Below are 306 nucleotides of genomic sequence, written 5' to 3'. Positions count from 1 at the left end.
GAGCCTTTCTTCTTTTCTGGTGTTGGTGTTTCCGAATCTTTTTCATATACGTAAATTACATGTTGATCCTTAGCAGTTACTACACCTGTTGCTGGAGCTGATTTGACATCCATTTTTACAAAATGATATCCATCAAATGTCTTTTGAGTTGTTCCATATTCAGTTCCAACTTCTTCATTAGTCTTAACCGGAGTCACTTCTCCACCTGGTAAAACATTACCTTCTGTATCTACATACTTAACATCAACATTACCAGTCTTAGCATATACGTAAACTACGTGCTTTGTTCCTTCTTCAACTTTTCCT

The 306-nt window shown here is 36.3% G+C and carries 1 protein-coding gene; it reads right to left on the bottom strand.

What is annotated here, in order from left to right; genetic code table 11:
* On the bottom strand, window positions 1-306 hold a 306-nt coding region (locus FC55_RS09690), incomplete at both ends, for a MucBP domain-containing protein (RefSeq protein WP_162256097.1).

The organism is Ligilactobacillus salivarius DSM 20555 = ATCC 11741, assembly GCF_001435955.1.
Taxonomy (GTDB): Bacteria; Bacillota; Bacilli; order Lactobacillales; family Lactobacillaceae; genus Ligilactobacillus; species Ligilactobacillus salivarius.
Note: the sequence above shows the minus strand (reverse complement) of the source record. Positions and strands in the feature narration are given on the sequence as shown.